Source organism: Massilia consociata, from assembly GCF_042432755.1.
Lineage (GTDB): Bacteria > Pseudomonadota > Gammaproteobacteria > Burkholderiales > Burkholderiaceae_D > Telluria > Telluria consociata.
On sequence record NZ_JBHLWP010000010.1, the window covers coordinates 36,321 to 50,620 of the forward strand.

The following is a 14,300-nucleotide window of genomic DNA, read 5'->3' on the forward strand; positions in this document are numbered from 1 at the left end:
CGCTTACTGGCGCTGCAGTTCGCGCTCGATATCGACCCGCAGCATGTAGACCGTCGGTGTCAGTCCGCGGTCACCGGGCGTATAAAAAATGCCCGGCAGCACGCCGTCTTCTTCCAGCTGGGGAAGCAGATCGTTCATCAGGTCGTCCAGCGGGAAGGCTTGCGGCTCGTAGCCGTCCCACTCGTACTCGGCGCACAGGTCGGCGAATTCGCTGGCCGGCCACATGGCGAAGACCAGGGTGCCGTCATCGGTTTTCGCCAGCGCCCAGCCGTCGCGGTACAGGCCCCACACTTCGCCGGTCTCGGCGATCTGCCGCACGAAATGCGTGTAGCGCTGCGGCGCACTCAGGGTGACGACGTCCGCCAATTGCTGCGCGCCGAGTTTGATTGCAGAAAGGGTTTGCTCGCTCAAGGTGTCCACCGCGGCGTCAACCGCGTCCATGTCCGGCGCCAGTGCCGTCCTTGCGAGGATACGCCACATCGCGAATCGGTGGCGCAAAGCCGTCAAGCCGGATGACCCAGCGCAGGCCGGCACGTCCTGTTGATAAGATAGCGCTTTTCCACAAGCTGGCCCGCCACTTGCCACACGCCACACGCCATGCGCTACCGCCAATGAGCTTCGACCTGTTTTCCTTCAGCCGCATGGGCGGCCTGTTCTTTCTTACCGCCATCGCCGAGTTGCTCGGCTGCTACCTGCCGCTGCTGTGGCTGACCGGAAAAGGCCCGATCTGGCTGCTGGTGCCGGCCGTCCTGAGCCTGGCCGCCTTCGTCTGGCTGCTCACGCTGCACCCGGCCGCCAGCGGCCGCGTGTACGCGAGCTACGGCGCGGTGTACATCGCCACCGCGCTGGCCTGGCTGTACGTGGTGGACGGCATCAAGCCGGTGTGGAGCGACTATCTGGGCGTGGCGCTGGCCCTTGGCGGCGCCGCGTGCATCGCCTTCGGCCACCGCCAGGCTTGAATCGCCGGGCCTGCGCTACGCGGCCAGCTTCGCCAGCAGGTCCTGCACCACCGACAGCTGCACCGGTTTCGTCAGATGATGGTCGAAGCCGGCCTCGGTCGACTTGCGGCGGTCGCTCTCGGCGCCCCATCCGGTCAGGGCGACCAGGGTGGTGTCTTCCAGGCCGGGCACGGCGCGCATCGCCCTGGCGGTCTCGTAGCCGTCCATGCCGGGCATGCCGATGTCGAGGAAGGCCACGCGCGGCCGGAAGTCCCTGGCCCGCCCCACCGCCTCGCGGCCGCCGTGCGCCACCTCGGTCGTATAGCCCGACGCTTCCAGGATCATCGATAGCGTCACGGCGGCATCGACGTTGTCGTCCACGACCAGGATCCGGGTGCCGTCGGCAGCGCTGCCCACCGTGGACGCGGTGGCGAGCATGAGCGCACCGGCATCGTGCGCAGTGGCTGCCAGCGGCAGGCGCACCGTGAAGGTGCTGCCCGTGTCCGCCCCGTTGCTGGCGGCCGCGACGGCGCCGCCGTGCATCTCCACCAGGCGCCGCACCAGCGACAGGCCGATCCCGAGGCCGCCCTGGGCACGGTCGATGTGCTGGCCGACCTGGCTGAACATCTCGAACACGGACGCCAGGGCTTCCTGCGGGATGCCGATGCCGTTGTCGGAGACGGCAATGCTCGCCTCGCGGTCTTCGGCACGCAGCGACAGGCCGATACGCCCGCCCGGCGGCGTGTACTTGGCGGCGTTGTTGAGCAGGTTGGCCACGACCTGGGCAATGCGGGTCACGTCGATGTCGGCCGGCACCGGCCCGTCCGGCAGGTCTACCGTCAACGCGTGCCGCCCGGCCTCGATCAGCGGCAGGCTGGTCTCGACGGCGTTGGCCAGCACGTCCTTCAGGTCGGCGCGCTCCTTCTTGAGCTCGAGCTTGCCGCCGCTGATGCGGGCAATGTCGAGCAGGTCGTCGATCAGGTGCACCATGTGGCCCACCTGGCGCTCCATCATCTCGCGCACGCGCGCCACCACGGCGGGGCTGTCGCCCTTCAGGCGCATGACACCCAGGCCGCTGCGGATCGGCGCCAGCGGGTTGCGCAGCTCGTGCGCCAGCGTGGCCAGGAATTCGGTCTTGCGCCGGTCCGCCTCGGCCAGGTCGCTGGCCAGCTTGCGCAGCGTGGCTTCGGATTCCTTGCGCCGGGTGATGTCGCTGAACAGCAGGGCCACGCGCCGGCTGCCCGGCCCGCCGAGGCGGGTGGCATACACGTCGAACCAGCGCTGCATCGCCGGCGCCTCGTTCTCGAAGCGCACCGGCTCGCCGCTGCGCGCCACGCGGCCATAGGTCTCGAACCAGAAGCTGTCGAGCGTGGGGATCAGCTCCTTCGCGGTGCGGCCCACGGCGTTGCGCAAGCCGGTGTGCTGCTCGAACATCGGGTTCATCTCGAGGAAGCGGTAGTCGACCGGCCGCTCCTGCGCGTCGAAGATCATCTCGAGGATGCAGAAACCCTGGTCCACCGACTCGAACAGGGTGCGGTAGCGCTCCTCGCTGGCGCGCAGCTTCTCTGCCGCGCGCTTGCTGTCGGTAGTGTCGACCACGATCGCGACCAGGCCCTGGAATTCGCCGTCCGGGCCGCGCAGCGCATTGACGCTGCTGGTGGCCGGCAGGCGGGTGCCGTCGCGGCGCAGGTAATGCTTGTCCACGATGACGCTGTTCTCGCCGGCGGCAAGGCGCTGTACCGCGTCCAGCGTCACCGGGAGCGAATCGGGCGCGGTGACGTCGAGCACGCTGGCACCCAGCAGTTCCGCTTCGGTCCGTCCTACCATCTCGCAGTACTTCTGGTTGACGAGGGTGATCCGGCCTTCTGGGTCCATCTGGACCACGCCGGTGGCGGCCTGGCTGACGATCTTCTCGAAACGCTCGCGGCTTTCGTACAGCTTGCGTTCGGCCAGCTTGCGCTCGGTCTGGTCGACGCCGTGCACCAGGACACCGGTGCTCCTGCCTTCGCCGTCGCGCAGCACCAGGAAAACCAGATCGACGAACCGCTGCTCGAGCGGCGCGTCCTGGTGGCGCTGGAGCATGACCGGCAGGTCGGTGCCTTCGAACGGCTCGCCGGTCTGGTACACCTTGTCGAGCAGTTCAATGAATCCCTGTCCGTCGACTTCGGGCAAGGCGTCGAGCACGGAAAGGCCGACCGGATTTCGGTTGCCTATGAGCTGCAAATAGCGGTCGTTGACCATCTCGAAGACATGTTGCGGTCCGTTGAGCACGCACATGAAAGCCGGCGCCTGCCGGAACACGTCTTCCATGCGCTGATTGGCAGCGCTGAGCTGGCGCAGCAGGCGCTCGCGCTCGGCCTCGGCCTGCAATTGCTCGGTGACGTCACGCGACACCGCCAGCAGTCCGGTGGCCGGTGCGCCGGCCTCGCCGATGGACGTGATGGTGACTTCCCACCATTTCGGCGTGCCGCACGCGGTCGGGCAGAACCCGCGGAAGCGCCCGACGCCGCCGGCGCGGGCAGCCTCCAGGGCGGCGTCGATGCCTGCCTGGCTGTCCGTGGGCCACAGGGTTTTCCACACGCTGCCGCGTACCGCATCGAAACTGGCGAGCTCCATCGCGCACAAGCCGTTGAGGTTCATGGCGACGATGCGTCCTTGCGCGTCAAGCAGCTTGACGCAGTCGGGGCTGGCTTCGAAGAGTTGGCGGCCGAAGGTGGCCGGGTCAAGCGCCGGAGCGGGGCTGCGGGTCTCCTGCATGGGGTGTCCTTGTTCGTTCGCGGCAGTATATATGCACCGTCGGGCCGGGTGGCGCAAGCCAGCTCGAATTGTCACGAAATTGTTATGGAAACGTCACGGGGCCGTCATCTTCGCTCCCTACCATGCACGGACTTTCCTAACAACCATCAGGATTATCCGTGAACAAGCCGACCGACCTCGCCCGCATCCCTGTCGACCATGACGACATCGATACGAACGTTTCGTCGAACGAACACTTCAGCACTGTCCTCGAAGCCCGCCTGAGCCGCCGCAGCCTGCTGCGCGGCGGCGCCGCATCGGCCGCCAGCGCCATGCTGGGCGCCCTGGGCCTGAGCGCTTGCGGCGGCTCGAGCAACGACACCGTCACCGCTCCGGTCGCCCCGACCCCGTCCACCCCGCCGGTCGCTACCACGCCGCCGCCGGAAAAACTGCTGGGCTTTACCGCCGTCTCCAAGAGCCTGGCGGACACCGTCGTCGTTCCGGCCGGCTATACGGCCAGCGTCCTGTACGCGCTGGGCGACCCGCTCACCGCCAATACGCCCGCGTTCAAGAACGACGGCACCGACACCGATTTCGAAAACCGCGCCGGCGACCACCACGACGGCATGGAATTCTTCCCGTTATCCAGTACCGGCGCCGCGTCCACCACGGCCGTCGATCGCGGCCTGCTGGCGGTGAACCACGAAGCCACCACCGACGAGAAGCTGTCCTCGTTCTTCCTGCACGCCAATGGCGGCACCATGAGCCTGCCCCGCCCGGCCGCCGAGGTGGACAAGGAAATGGCCTTGCACGGCCTGTCCGTGGCCGAGGTGCGCAGGAATGGCGCCAAGTGGGAATACCTGAAGGATTCGGGCTTCAACCGCCGCGTGCACCAGCAGACCGACATCGAACTGTCGGGCCCGGTGCGCGGCAACGCGCTGGTCGTCACCAAATACTCCAGCAACGGCACCAAAATCCGCGGCACGCTGAACAACTGCGGCACCGGCAAGACCCCGTGGAACACCTACCTGTCGGGCGAAGAGAACTGGGCCGGCTACTTCACCCGCGCCGGTACGGACAATGCGGCGCGCGACGACAAGAGCGTGGTCTCGCTCAACCGCTACGGCCGCAGCCAGGGCGCCGCCTCGCGCCATGGCTGGGAGACCGGCGGTACGGACGACAAGTACGCGCGCTGGAACATCAGCAAGACCGGCGCGTCGCAGGATGGCAGCGACGACTACCGCAACGAATTGAACGGCATGGGCTACATCGTCGAGATGGATGCCTACGACAAGACCCGCGCCATCAAGAAGCGCACCGCGCTGGGCCGCTTCGCGCACGAGAGCGCCTCTTTCGGCAAGCTGGTCGTGGGCCAGCCGCTGGCCGTGTACATGGGCGACGACTCGCGCAACGAGTACATTTTCAAGTACGTGTCGAACGCGGTCTGGGCCGCCGCCGACGCGACCGCCGCGGACCGCATCGCCACCGGCGACAAGTACCTCGACAACGGCAAGCTGTATGTCGCCAGATTCAATGCCGACGGCAGCGGCCAGTGGATCGAGCTGTCGATTTCGAACCCTGCCATCGCAGGCTATGCCGGCTACAAGTTTGCCGACCAGGCCGACGTGCTGGTGAATGCGCGCCTGGCCGGCGACGCCGTCGGCGCGACCAAGATGGACCGCCCGGAATGGTGCTCGGTGCACCCGACCACCGGCGAGATTTACTTCACGCTGACCAACAACAGCAACCGCCGCGCCGAGCCGAGCGGATCGAGCCAGTCCGCGCCGGACGCCGCCAATCCGCGCGCCTACACCGACATGAAGGGCACGGCCGCGCAGCAGGGCAACGTGAACGGCCACATCATCCGGGTCAGGGAAGGCGCCGCGGGTTCCGCCGCCACCGGCTTCACCTGGGACATCTACCTGTTCGGCGCCGAGGCCGATGCCGCGCCGGGCACGGTCAACCTGTCGGGCCTCACTGTCGACCAGGACTTCTCGAGCCCGGACGGCCTGGCCTTCAGCACCGCCACCGGCATCTGCTGGTTCCAGACCGACGACGGCGCCTATACCGACGTCACCAACTGCATGATGCTGGCCGGCGTGCCGGGCCAGGTCGGCGACGGCAAGAAGGTCACCTTGACCTACCCGCGCGCCAACGGCAGCACCCTGAGCGTGGACACCTATGTCGGCAAGGCCGCCACCGCGGATACCCTGAAGCGCTTCCTGGTCGGCCCGGTGGGCAGCGAGATCACCGGCATCGCCGAGACGCCGGACGGCAAGGCGCTGTTCGTGAACATCCAGCACCCGGGCGAGACCACCCTGGCTGCCAACGCCGCCGATCCGGCCAAGTACACCAGCCAGTGGCCGGCAAATGCCGGCTACGGCGCCGGCAAGCGCCCGCGCTCGGCCACCATCGTCATCACCAAGAATGATGGAGGGCGTATCGGCACCTGATCTTCGGCTTTACCAGTTTCTCCGTCTCTTTCGGCCGGGCGCGCAGGCGTCCGGCCTTTTTTTCGTCCATCGCAAGGAGTCGATGCGCGCGCCATGTCAGCATTGTCGATGGGCAATTCAGCCGCCAGGAGCACGCCATGCCGACGCTTTCATTGAGCACCTATTACCGCATCACGCGCGCCAGCGCATTGTTCGACATCTTCTTCACTGCGGCATTCGCGACACCGTGGACCTTCACGCTGTTCTATGAGCAGTTATCGAACATTAACGTCTGGATGGGAGGCGAGCCGCTGCCGCCCTTCGCGCTCGTGCACGTCCTGATCACCTGCCTGATGGGGACCCTCGTCATGCTGTGGTCGTTTACGCGCCTGGGCGAACCGACCCTGGCGCTGGGCCGCTACGACGGCGCCGGACGCTTCCTGTTTGCGGCCTGGATGACCTGGGCGCTGCTGCAGGGCGGCCTGCCACTGGTCTGGCTATTCCTCATCCCGGAACTGTTCTGGGGCGTGGCGCAATGGCTGCCGGTGGAGGGTGCGCCGCGGCCGCAGCCGGTCCAGAAACCCGCGCTGACCCTGGTGCGCGTCTCAAGGTAGCGGCAACAGTACCGCACGCGCGGCCTTCAGCAGCGCCGCGCCCATGCGCTCCAGGCGCGGCGGCTGGATGCGCCACGCGTGCCAGTACAGCGGCACGTCCACGTGCAGGTGCGGCGCCAGGTCCACCATGCTGCCGTCGGCCAGCATCGCTTCGCACTGCTCCAGCGGCAGCAAGCCGTAGCCCATGCCGAAGCGGATCGCCTGCGCGAACGGATCGCTGGCCGGCACGTAGTGGAAGGGATAGGCGCCTTCCGGCAAACCGAAGTGTTTCAACAGGAAGGCGGACTGCAGCGAATCCTTGCGGTCGAACACCACCACCGGCGCGCGCCGCGCCGTCTCGCGGTGGAAGCCGTCGGCGAACCACTGCCTGGCAAAATCCTGCGCGGCCACCATCCGGTAGCGCATCGCGCCCAGTGCGCTGGCTGTGCAGCCGTGCATGGGCGTGGCTTCTCCCGAGATGCAGGCCACCACCCGGCCCTGTTCCAGCAGAGAAAAAGTGTGGCCCTGGTTGTCGAGCACGAATTCGACCAGCAGCGCTTCCTCCTGCAGGATCGGTGCCAGCACCGGCAGCAGCCAGGTGGCCAGGGTGTCGTTGTTGACTGCCAGCGCCACCCGCGCCGGACCGGCATCCATCCCCATCTCGGCCAGGAATTCCGATTCCAGCAAGGTCGAGCGGCGCAGGTACTGCAGCAGGCGCGTGCCCGGCCCGGTCGGGCGGCAGGGCCGGCTGCGCACCAGCAGCGGGGTGCCGAAATCCTGCTCCAGCGCCGCAATGCGCTGCGAGACGGCGGAAGGCGACAGGGCCAATTGCGCCGCCGCCAGTTCCAGGCTGCCGGTATCGACGGCGGCAATAAACGCGGCGCTGCGGCGCGGATCGATCTTCATGCTGCCCCTGATTCAGTTTTGCTTAACTGGATTTAGAAAAGATAAATATATTTGAATTATGGCCCGCCAGCGGCGAGCATGTCGGCTTTCGCACAGGATTTTTTTATGTTTTCTCAACAGGTTTTCCTGCAGGGCCTCGGACTGGGCGCCAGCCTGATCATGGCCATCGGCGCGCAGAACGCGCACGTGATCCGCACCGGCGTGCGCGGCGAACACGTGCTGGCCACGGTGGCCGCCTGCATCGTGGTGGACGTGGCCTTGATCGCGCTCGGCATGTCCGGGCTGGGCGCGCTGGTCGAAGCCTCGCCGCTGCTGCTGGCCGCGGCGCGCTACGGCGGCGCCGCCTTCCTCGTCTGGTATGGCTGGCGCTGCTGGAAGAGCAGCCTGCGCGGCGGCGCTTCCCTCGAGCTGTCCGGCGACCAGCAGGTACAGACACTGGGGCGCGCCCTGGCCACCGTGCTGGCGCTGTCGCTGCTCAACCCGCACGTCTACCTCGATACCGTGGTGCTGCTCGGCGCCGTCGGCAGCAGCCTGGGCGGCGACGCGCGCCCGTCCTTCGCGCTGGGGGCGATGACGGCCTCGGTGCTGTGGTTTTCGGCCCTCGGCCTCGGTGCGCGGCGCTTCGCGTCCGTGCTCGGCCGTCCGGCCGTGTGGCGCGCGATCGAGGCATTCACCGGATCCTTGATGCTGGTGCTGGCCTGGCTGCTGGTGCGGAGCGCGTAACTGGCCGCCTCTGGCTATACTCGTATCCTGACTTGACTGCCGGAGCCGACCATGCGACACGACCTGCTGACGATGCTGAACATCCGCCACCCCATCATCCAGGCCCCGATGGCGGGTGTGTCGACACCGGCGCTGGCCGCCGCCGTCTCCGAAGCGGGCGGGCTCGGCTCGATCGCGGTCGGGACCAGCACGCCGCAGCAGGCGAGAAGCGCCATCGCCGCCGTGCGCGAACAAACCAGCCGCCCCTTCAACGTCAACGTGTTCACCCATGCAGCGGCGCAATCCGACCCGGCGCGCGAAGCGGCGTGGCTCGACTGGCTGCGCCCGCATTTCGCCCGGTTCGGCGCCCAGCCCCCAAGCGCGCTGCACGAGATCTACCGCAGCTTCCTGGCCGACGACGCGATGTTCGACCTCCTGCTGGAAGAGCGCCCGGCCGTCGTCAGTTTTCATTTCGGCCTGCCGGGACAGGTGCACATCGACGCCTTGAAGTCGGCCGGCATCGTCCTGTTCACCACCGCCACCTCGCTCGAGGAAGCGCTGCAGATCGAAGCTGCCGGCATCGACGTGATCGTCGCGCAAGGCATCGAGGCGGGCGGACACCGTGGCATGTTCGATCCCACCCGGCCCGACCCGGCGCTGCCCACGCTCGCGCTGCTGGAGCAGCTGGCCGGCAAGGTCAAGCTGCCGCTGGTCGCCGCCGGCGGCATCATGGACGGCCGCATGATCCGCACCGCGCTGTATCATGGCGCCAGCGCGGTCCAGATGGGCAGCGCCTTCATCGCCTGTCCGGAGTCGTCGGCGCCGCCACACCACCGCGCCCTGATCGCCCAAGGCGCCGGACTGCGCACCGAACTGACGCCGGTGATCTCGGGCCGGCCGGCGCGCGGCATCGTCAACCGCCTGTTCACGGAGATCGGCGCCGACGGCCACCCGCCGATTCCCGACTACCCGATCGCCTACGACGCCGCCAAGGCGCTGCACGCGGCAGCCTGCGCCGCGGGCAGCCAGGACTATTCCGTCAACTGGGGCGGCACGCATTTCGCCCAGGCGCGCAGCATGCCGGCCGCCGAACTGGTCGCCACCCTGGCGGCCGAGATGGAGGAAGCTTGATTAGACACTCTCAAGGGCGCATCAAGGGGCGGCAGCGTTCCTCGATCAGCGCATGCAGCAGCTTCACCGCAGGCGAGAACTGCTTGCGGTGCGGGCAGACCAGGTGCAAGGGCGTCAGTTCTCCCGGCACCTCCGGCAGCAGCACGTCCAGCCGTCCGTGCGCCACGTCCGCGCTGACGTCGAGCCAGGATTTATAGGCGATGCCTTCGCCCGCCAGCGCCCAGCGCCGCACCACGTCGGCGTCGTCGCTCACCAGGCAGCCCGCTACCGGAACCAGCCGGGTAGCGCCTTCCAGCGGAAAGGCCCAGCGGTCGTAGGTGCGGCCGCGCAGGCGGTATTGCAGGCAGTTGTGGCGTGCCAGCGCGTCGAGCGAGTCCGGCCGCCCATGGCGGGCGATGTAATCGGGCGAAGCGACCAGCACGCGGCGGTTGGCCGGCGCCACCGGCAGCGCAATGAAGCTGGCGTCGTCGATCTGGCCGTAGCGCAGCGCGATGTCGACCGGGTCGCGGAACACGTCCGCCACCTGGTCCGATACCAGCAGCTGGATGTCGAGCTTCGGGTGGGCGCGGCGAAAGTCCGCGATCCACGGCAGCAGCAGGTTGCGGCCGAAGTCCGAAGGCGCCGCGATCTGCAAGGTGCCGCTCAGGCTCGCAGCATCGCCGCGCATGCCCTCCTGGCCGTCGCGCAGCGCCTGCAGCGCGTCCTGCGCGAACGGCAGGTAGCGCCGGCCCTCGTCGGTCAGGCGCAGGCTGCGGGTGGAGCGCGCGAACAGGCGGATGTCGAGCTCGCGCTCGAGGCGCTGAATAGCGGCGCTGGCCTGCCCCGGCAGCAGGTTGACCTCGCGCGCGGCTTTCGAAAAGCTGCCGAGGGCGGCGGAACGGACGAACAGCGCCAGGTCGTCTAGGCGGATCATTTTCTCTCTGGCTGTGAAAGTGAAATCGCTCCGGCCCGGTTTTTCATGGCCAGAGTGTTATTTACAATCCTGCCAAGCTAAAACTTAACGGAGATTTAACATGAAAGCAGTAGTGTATACCCAGCACGGCCTGCCCATCAGCGACCCCGCCGCCCTGCAGGACATCGACCTGCCGATGCCGCAGCCCGGCCCGCACGACCTGCTGGTCGAGGTGCGCGCCGTGTCGGTGAACCCGGTCGACACCAAGATCCGCAAGGGCGCGCCGGTAGATGGGCCGCGCGTGCTGGGTTGGGATGCCAGCGGCATCGTGCGTGCGGTCGGCCCCGACGTGACCCTGTTCGCGCCCGGCGACGAGGTGTTCTATGCCGGCTCGCTGGTGCGGCCCGGCTCGAACAGCGAATTCCAGGTCGTGGACGAGCGCATCGTCGGCCGCAAGCCGGCCCTGCTCGATTTCGCGCAGTCCGCCGCCCTGCCCCTGACCGCGATCACCGCCTGGGAACTGCTGTTCGACCGCCTGCAGGTGCACGAGGGCGGCGGCGCTAACAAATCGGTGCTGGTGATCGGCGCGGCCGGCGGCGTCGGCTCGATCCTGGTCCAATTGGCGCGCCAGTTGACGGGGCTGACCGTGATCGGCACCGCATCACGCGAGCAAACCCGCAACTGGGTGCGCGAGCTGGGCGCCCACCACGTGATCGACCACGGCAAGCCGCTGCAGGATGGGCTGGCAGCGATCGGCATGACGCAGGTGGACATCGTGATCAGCCTCACGCACACCGACCAGCATTACGCCGGCATCATCGAGGTGCTGGCCCCGCAGGGCCAGTTCGCCCTGATCGACGATCCGGCCGTGCTGGACGCCATGCCGCTCAAGCGCAAGTCGATCTCGCTGCACTGGGAACTGATGTTTACGCGCTCGATGTTCGGCACCCCGGACATGATCAAGCAGCACGAGCTGCTGAACCGCGTGGCCGCGATGGTCGACGACGGCCGCTTGCGTACCACGCTGGGCGAGCACTATGGCCGCATCTGTGCCGAGAACCTGCGCCGCGCGCACGCCTTCATCGAAAGCGGACGCGCCGTCGGCAAGATCGTGCTCGAAGATTTTTAAACAAGGATAGGAAAACAATGGATATTCTTACCGCCGCCCGCCAGCGCCATACCGCCAAGGCCTACGACAGCGAACGCCGCATTCCCGAAGCCTTGATGCAGCAGGTCTACAGCCTGCTGCGCCACAGCCCCTCGTCGGTCAATTCGCAGCCCTGGCACTTCATCGTCGCCAGCACGCCGGAGGGCAAGGCGCGTATCGCCAAGGCGGCGCAGGGCGGCTATGTGTACAACCAGTCGAAGATCGTCGACGCCTCGCACGTGATCGTGTTCTGCTCGCGCATCGACATGGACGATGCCCACCTGGAGCGCCTGCTGGCGCAGGAAGCGCGCGACGAGCGCTTCCGCGACGATGCCGCCCGGGCCGGCCAGGACGCGGGCCGCCGCGGCTACGTGCGCCAGCACCGCTACGGCAGCCGCGACATGCCGCAATGGCTGGAAAAGCAGGTCTACCTGGCACTCGGCACCGCACTGCTGGGCGCGGCCACGCTCGGCATCGACGCCACTCCGATGGAAGGCTTCGACCAGAAGATCCTCGACGAGGAATTCGGCCTGCACGAGCAAGGCCTGGCCAGCGTGGTGCTGGCCAGCTTCGGCTACCGCTCGGGTGCGGATTTCAATGCCGGCCTGCCGAAGTCGCGCCTGCCGGAAGAGGTCACGTTCACTTTCGTCTGATGCGTCAGCCCCACCTGGCGCTTGCTGCGTCAACGGTGGGGCCTGTCGTGTGCGCCGGGCCTGGCGGTGCGGGGCACCTCAGGCCCCTGCCAGCATCTTCTCCATGAAGACCGACTCCAGCCCGATGCCGCTGCGGTGCGGGTACATCTCCTTGCGCACGGCAACGAAGCCCGCGCGCTGGTAGAACGGCACCGCGTTGAGCGAGGCCGACAGGAACAGGCGGCGCATGCCCTGCTCCACCGCCATCGCTTCCAGCGCAGACAAGAGCCGCATGGCGATGCCGCGCCCCTGGTGCGATGGATCGACGAACACGGCATCGACCTCGCCCTCGTCCTTGCCCGCATCCAGCTTCAGGATCGCAAAGCCGAGCATCCGCCCGTCCTCTTCGGCCACCAGGGCACCGCCTGCTGCGAGCAGCCCGGGGAGTTTTTCCGGCGGCGGGGCGGCGCACCAGGCATCGATGATGTCTTTCGCGTAATGCGAAGCGCAGGTCGTGCGCACGGCGCGCGTGCGCAAGTCCCATAATGCGGCAAGGTCGGCCGGCTCGGCCCGTCGCTGGTTCGGCATGGTGGTGGCAGATGGTCGGGTGCTGCTTGCCAGCTTAGCAAAACCGGCAGCCGTGCGCTCATCCGACGCACGGGGCGGGATAATCGGACACCGATTCCTGGAGACGGGTGCCATGCTTCGACGACGCTTTCTGGCAGTCATTGCCACCTGCGCAAGCGGCGGTCTTGTCGCGGCCGAGCAGGAGGATGCCTTGTGGGAACGGCTGCGCGCGGGGGGATACGTGCTGCTGATCCGGCATGCCGCGACCCATCCCGGTATCGGCGACCCGCCCCATTTCAAGCTCGGCGTGTGCAGCACCCAGCGCAACCTGTCCGATGCGGGCAGGCGCGACGCCCGCGCCATCGGCGCGGCCTTGCGCGAGCACAGTATTCCGATCGGTCCGGTATGGTCGAGCCGCTGGTGCCGCTGCGTCGACACCGCCCGCCTCGCCTTTGGCCGGGTCGAGGAAGAACCGGCGCTCGATTCCCTGTTCAGGGACAGCGACACGGCGGCCAAAGCCAAGCGGCGTGCGGCGCAGGCGCGCATCGCGGCCTGGAACGGCCAGGATAACCTCGTGCTGGTCACGCACGACGTCAACATCCGGGCCCTGGTGAACGAATACGTGGACCAGGGCGGGATCGTGGTGACGCGCCGCACCGATGCCGGGCTGGAAGTGGTGGGCCGCCTGCGCGCGCATGGCGGCCCAAACTGACCCGCCTGCTGCCGGCCCGACGTACAATCGATTGTGTTGTTTTCACTAAGGAGTGTGCCCATGAAACGCTCGTTCTTGCTCGCCCCGGTACTGGCCGCCCTGGTGGCCACCACCGCTTTCGCCCACCACGGCTGGAGCGAATACGACGCCGACAAGCCCGTCAACCTGACCGGCACCATCGAGGAGTCCGGCTACATGCAGCCGCATGGCTACATCCGGCTCAAGACCACCGACAAGACCTGGCTGGTGGTTCTGGCGCCGCCCGGTCGCATGGAGAACCGCGGCCTGCCGAAGGAAAACCTCGCGGTCGGCGGCCAAGCCACCGTGCTTGGTTATCCACACCGCAGCAAGAACGATGAGCTGCGCGCCGAACGCATCACGATCAAGGACAAGACCACGGAGCTGCGCTGATGCAGGTACGCGACGCGGCAGAATGGGCCGCGTCCTTGCCGCTCGCGCAGGCGCTGCGCGAAGGTGCCTGGCTGTACCCGGTCGTGGAGACCGTCCACATCGTCGGCTTCGCCGTGCTGGTGGGTGCGGTGGCGATGTTCGACCTGCGCGTGCTCGGCTTCGGACGCCAGCTGCCGGTCCAGGCGCTGGCGCGCCACCTGCTGCCGTGGTCGGCCGGCAGCATGCTGCTGGTGGTGCCGACCGGGCTGCTGCTGTTCATCGCCGACCCGCAGTCGCTGCTGGCCAACCGGGTATTCCTGCTCAAGCTCGGCCTGATCCTGGCGGCCGGCCTGAATGCGCTGGCCTTCCATGCCGGGCCCTACCGCTCGGCCGCCGCCTGGTCGCAGCAGGCACCGGCGCTGGCCAGGCTGCATGCGCTGCTCTCGCTCGGCCTGTGGATCGCCGTGATTGCCTGCGGCCGCATGCTGGCCTATTTTTGAGGCACATCCAGCCCTTGTTGCC

At 67.7% G+C, this 14,300-nt stretch carries 15 protein-coding genes; 10 read left to right on the forward strand and 5 right to left on the reverse strand.

The genetic code is table 11. The annotated features are described in order from the left end of the window. Positions 1–3: 3 nt before the first annotated feature. The gene (locus ACFFJK_RS10290) at positions 4–480 is read right to left on the reverse strand and encodes a DUF2750 domain-containing protein (protein ID WP_379679035.1); all 477 of its coding nucleotides are present in this window, start codon (positions 478–480) and stop codon (positions 4–6) included. A gap of 131 nt (positions 481–611) precedes the next feature. On the opposite strand from ACFFJK_RS10290, the gene ACFFJK_RS10295 reads away from it, so the two are divergent. Continuing rightward, entirely contained in the window at positions 612–959 is a 348-nt protein-coding gene (locus tag ACFFJK_RS10295; protein ID WP_379679036.1) for a YnfA family protein, read from the forward strand. 15 nt (positions 960–974) lie between these two features. Here ACFFJK_RS10295 and ACFFJK_RS10300 read toward each other — a convergent pair whose 3' ends face one another. After that, on the reverse strand, positions 975–3,695 hold the full coding sequence (locus ACFFJK_RS10300) for a PAS domain-containing hybrid sensor histidine kinase/response regulator (protein WP_379679037.1): 2,721 nt from the start codon (positions 3,693–3,695) through the stop codon (positions 975–977). Between the two features lie 158 nt (positions 3,696–3,853). On the opposite strand from ACFFJK_RS10300, the gene ACFFJK_RS10305 reads away from it, so the two are divergent. Further along, positions 3,854–6,127 carry a PhoX family protein gene (locus ACFFJK_RS10305; protein WP_379679038.1) on the forward strand — a complete coding sequence of 758 codons (2,274 nt, stop codon included), beginning with the start codon at positions 3,854–3,856 and terminating at the stop codon, positions 6,125–6,127. A 137-nt stretch (positions 6,128–6,264) separates the two neighbouring features. Then, positions 6,265–6,720, forward strand: a complete 456-nt coding sequence (locus ACFFJK_RS10310; RefSeq protein WP_379679039.1) for a hypothetical protein — start codon at positions 6,265–6,267, stop codon at positions 6,718–6,720. Here ACFFJK_RS10310 and ACFFJK_RS10315 read toward each other — a convergent pair. Continuing rightward, positions 6,712–7,605: a LysR family transcriptional regulator ArgP gene (locus tag ACFFJK_RS10315; RefSeq protein WP_379679040.1), complete on the reverse strand. Its 894-nt coding sequence runs from the start codon at positions 7,603–7,605 to the stop codon at positions 6,712–6,714. The two genes, ACFFJK_RS10310 and ACFFJK_RS10315, sit on opposite strands and share 9 nt — an antisense overlap. Positions 7,606–7,710: 105 nt before the next feature. On the opposite strand from ACFFJK_RS10315, the gene ACFFJK_RS10320 reads away from it, so the two are divergent. Both ACFFJK_RS10320 and ACFFJK_RS10325 read left to right on the forward strand, forming a co-directional pair. Next, positions 7,711–8,328, forward strand: a complete 618-nt coding sequence (locus ACFFJK_RS10320; RefSeq protein WP_379679041.1) for a LysE/ArgO family amino acid transporter — start codon at positions 7,711–7,713, stop codon at positions 8,326–8,328. A gap of 51 nt (positions 8,329–8,379) precedes the next feature. Further along, positions 8,380–9,438 carry an NAD(P)H-dependent flavin oxidoreductase gene (locus tag ACFFJK_RS10325; RefSeq protein WP_379679042.1) on the forward strand — a complete coding sequence of 353 codons (1,059 nt, stop codon included), beginning with the start codon at positions 8,380–8,382 and terminating at the stop codon, positions 9,436–9,438. 10 nt (positions 9,439–9,448) lie between these two features. Here ACFFJK_RS10325 and ACFFJK_RS10330 read toward each other — a convergent pair whose 3' ends face one another. Then, a complete protein-coding gene (locus ACFFJK_RS10330; protein ID WP_379679043.1) occupies positions 9,449–10,351 on the reverse strand; it encodes a LysR family transcriptional regulator in 903 nt (300 codons plus the stop codon). A 100-nt stretch (positions 10,352–10,451) separates the two neighbouring features. Here ACFFJK_RS10330 and ACFFJK_RS10335 point away from each other — a divergent pair, with 100 nt between their 5' ends. Beyond that, entirely contained in the window at positions 10,452–11,459 is a 1,008-nt protein-coding gene (locus tag ACFFJK_RS10335; RefSeq protein ID WP_379679044.1) for a zinc-binding alcohol dehydrogenase family protein, read from the forward strand. Between the two features lie 17 nt (positions 11,460–11,476). Continuing rightward, positions 11,477–12,130: an oxygen-insensitive NAD(P)H nitroreductase gene (gene nfsB / locus ACFFJK_RS10340; RefSeq protein WP_379679045.1), complete on the forward strand. Its 654-nt coding sequence runs from the start codon at positions 11,477–11,479 to the stop codon at positions 12,128–12,130. A 78-nt stretch (positions 12,131–12,208) separates the two neighbouring features. Here the strand turns inward: nfsB and ACFFJK_RS10345 are convergent, their stop codons facing one another. Next, positions 12,209–12,697 carry a GNAT family N-acetyltransferase gene (locus ACFFJK_RS10345; RefSeq protein ID WP_379679046.1) on the reverse strand — a complete coding sequence of 163 codons (489 nt, stop codon included), beginning with the start codon at positions 12,695–12,697 and terminating at the stop codon, positions 12,209–12,211. A gap of 112 nt (positions 12,698–12,809) precedes the next feature. Here ACFFJK_RS10345 and ACFFJK_RS10350 point away from each other — a divergent pair, with 112 nt between their 5' ends. From ACFFJK_RS10350 to ACFFJK_RS10360, 3 genes are read left to right on the forward strand one after another with little or no spacing between them, the layout of a single operon-like run. After that, on the forward strand, positions 12,810–13,388 hold the full coding sequence (locus tag ACFFJK_RS10350) for a histidine phosphatase family protein (RefSeq protein WP_379679047.1): 579 nt from the start codon (positions 12,810–12,812) through the stop codon (positions 13,386–13,388). A 60-nt stretch (positions 13,389–13,448) separates the two neighbouring features. Continuing rightward, a complete protein-coding gene (locus ACFFJK_RS10355; protein ID WP_379679048.1) occupies positions 13,449–13,799 on the forward strand; it encodes a DUF6152 family protein in 351 nt (116 codons plus the stop codon). Further along, complete coding sequence (locus tag ACFFJK_RS10360) at positions 13,799–14,278, forward strand: DUF6644 family protein (protein ID WP_379679049.1); 480 nt, start codon at positions 13,799–13,801, stop codon at positions 14,276–14,278. Before ACFFJK_RS10355 ends, ACFFJK_RS10360 begins: the two co-directional genes overlap by 1 nt. The last annotated feature ends 22 nt before the right edge of the window (positions 14,279–14,300 follow it).

Excerpts from the sequence above, each read along its gene's own strand:
- ACFFJK_RS10290 (WP_379679035.1), bottom strand. The coding sequence starts at position 480 with ATGTGGCGTATCCTCGCAAGGACGGCACTGGCGCCGGACATGGACGCG.
- ACFFJK_RS10295 (WP_379679036.1), top strand. The coding sequence starts at position 612 with ATGAGCTTCGACCTGTTTTCCTTCAGCCGCATGGGCGGCCTGTTCTTT.
- ACFFJK_RS10300 (WP_379679037.1), bottom strand. The coding sequence starts at position 3,695 with ATGCAGGAGACCCGCAGCCCCGCTCCGGCGCTTGACCCGGCCACCTTC.
- ACFFJK_RS10310 (WP_379679039.1), top strand. The coding sequence starts at position 6,265 with ATGCCGACGCTTTCATTGAGCACCTATTACCGCATCACGCGCGCCAGC.
- ACFFJK_RS10315 (WP_379679040.1), bottom strand. The coding sequence starts at position 7,605 with ATGAAGATCGATCCGCGCCGCAGCGCCGCGTTTATTGCCGCCGTCGAT.
- ACFFJK_RS10320 (WP_379679041.1), top strand. The coding sequence starts at position 7,711 with ATGTTTTCTCAACAGGTTTTCCTGCAGGGCCTCGGACTGGGCGCCAGC.
- ACFFJK_RS10325 (WP_379679042.1), top strand. The coding sequence starts at position 8,380 with ATGCGACACGACCTGCTGACGATGCTGAACATCCGCCACCCCATCATC.
- ACFFJK_RS10330 (WP_379679043.1), bottom strand. The coding sequence starts at position 10,351 with ATGATCCGCCTAGACGACCTGGCGCTGTTCGTCCGTTCCGCCGCCCTC.
- ACFFJK_RS10335 (WP_379679044.1), top strand. The coding sequence starts at position 10,452 with ATGAAAGCAGTAGTGTATACCCAGCACGGCCTGCCCATCAGCGACCCC.
- nfsB (WP_379679045.1), top strand. The coding sequence starts at position 11,477 with ATGGATATTCTTACCGCCGCCCGCCAGCGCCATACCGCCAAGGCCTAC.
- ACFFJK_RS10345 (WP_379679046.1), bottom strand. The coding sequence starts at position 12,697 with ATGCCGAACCAGCGACGGGCCGAGCCGGCCGACCTTGCCGCATTATGG.
- ACFFJK_RS10350 (WP_379679047.1), top strand. The coding sequence starts at position 12,810 with ATGCTTCGACGACGCTTTCTGGCAGTCATTGCCACCTGCGCAAGCGGC.
- ACFFJK_RS10355 (WP_379679048.1), top strand. The coding sequence starts at position 13,449 with ATGAAACGCTCGTTCTTGCTCGCCCCGGTACTGGCCGCCCTGGTGGCC.
- ACFFJK_RS10360 (WP_379679049.1), top strand. The coding sequence starts at position 13,799 with ATGCAGGTACGCGACGCGGCAGAATGGGCCGCGTCCTTGCCGCTCGCG.